The 1,658-nt window shown below is 74.2% G+C and carries 1 protein-coding gene; it reads left to right on the top strand.

The features are described from left to right. The first annotated feature begins 33 nt into the window (after positions 1-33). On the top strand, positions 34-1,629 hold the full coding sequence (locus CCN33_RS29075) for an ATP-binding SpoIIE family protein phosphatase (RefSeq protein ID WP_279628225.1): 1,596 nt from the start codon (positions 34-36) through the stop codon (positions 1,627-1,629). Positions 1,630-1,658 lie beyond the last annotated feature (29 nt).

Here is a 1,658-nt window from a genome sequence, read left to right as displayed (position 1 = left end):
GCGGCACGTGCCGCCACCGAACGATCGGCCCGCATCGCGGAGCTGACCGAAGCCCTCGCGAAGGCGACGACCTCACAGGACGTGGTGGAAGCGGTGGCCCATCGAGTGCTCCCGCCGTTCCACGCCACCGGGCTGGTGGTCCAGGCCGTGGAGGGCGACCACACCTACAACCTGGGCCGGCCGGTCGGCTACCCCCGGGCGTTCCTGGAGGAAGTCGATGGCCGGGCGCGGGTTGCCTCCGATCCCGTCTGGGACGCGATCTCGGCGGGCGGCCCCCTGTTCGTGTCCTCGGCCGAGGAGTACGCGGCGCGTTTTCCCGAGCTGGCCCACCACCCCGCCACGACCGGCAAACAGTCCTGGGCTTTCCTCCCCCTGACCGTCTCGGGCGTCAGCTTCGGTATCTGCGTGATCTCCTTCGACCAGCCGCGACGCCTGACGGCGGAGGAGCGCACCCTGCTGAGTGCCATCAGCGGTCTGGTGGCCCAAGCCCTGGAACGCGCCCGCCTGTACGACGCCGAACACACCCGGTCACGGGCCCTGCAGCGCGCCCTGCTCCCCCAGCGGCTGCCCGAGCTGCCGTCGTGCACCGCGGCCGCCCGCTATCTGCCCACCGACCGCGGGGTGGCGGTCGGCGGCGACTGGTACGACGTCATCACCCTCGGCGGCGGCCGCACCGCACTCGTCATCGGCGACGTCATGGGCCGGGGGGTGCGCGCCGCCGCCGTCATGGGCCAGCTCCGCACCGCCGTCCGCGCCTACGCCCGCCTCGACCTCCCCCCGCACGAGGTCCTTCAGCTCCTCGACGGCCTCGCCGTGGAGATCGACGCCAACCAGATCGCCACCTGCGTCTACGCCGTCCACGACCCCAACGAGGGCCGCCTGGTCTACGCCTCCGCCGGCCACCTGCCCATCCTGGTCCGCGACGAGAACGGCGAGGTCCTGCGCGCCGACGAGCCCACCGGCCCCCCGCTGGGCACCGGCGGCTGGGTCCACTCCTCCGGTTCCGTCCCCCTCGGTCCCGGCGCCACCGCAGTCCTCTACACGGACGGCCTGGTCGAACGGCGCGACCAGGACCTCGACGAGGGCATCGCGGCCCTGGCCCGCGCCCTCTCCGGCGCCACCGGCACCCCCCAGGTCGTCTGCGACCGACTGGTCCGCTCGGCCGGCGTCACCGCCGACCACGACGACGACGTGGCCGTCCTCGTCCTCCAGCACCCCCACCGCACCGGCCCCGCCGCCGACCTCTTCCGCAACGCGGCCCTGGACCTCCTCGGCGGTGTCGAGGCCGCCCCGCGCGCCCGCGCCTTCGCCTCCGGCGTGCTCACGAGCTGGCGCTTCCCCACCGAACTCCACGACCTGGGCGTCCTGGCCGCCAGCGAACTGGTCGCCAACTCCCTCCAACACGGCACCCCGCCCATGCGGCTCAGACTGCGGCGCACCGACCGCCGCCTGATCATCGAGGTCACCGACGGCGACGACCACCTCCCGCGCCGCCGCCGCGCCGAACCGGCCGACGAGTCCGGGCGCGGCATCGACATCGTCGCCACCATCGCCTCGGGCTGGGGCTCCCGCCGGACCCCCGGTGGCGGCAAGGCGGTCTGGTGCGAGTTCCTCCTCCCGAAGCGCTAGCGCTCCGTACACGCGGAAGGGCCGGAAGC

It is taken from the genome of Streptomyces recifensis, assembly GCF_002154615.1.
Classification (GTDB): domain Bacteria; phylum Actinomycetota; class Actinomycetes; order Streptomycetales; family Streptomycetaceae; genus Streptomyces; species Streptomyces griseoluteus.
This window is presented reverse-complemented; position numbering and strand designations above follow the sequence as displayed.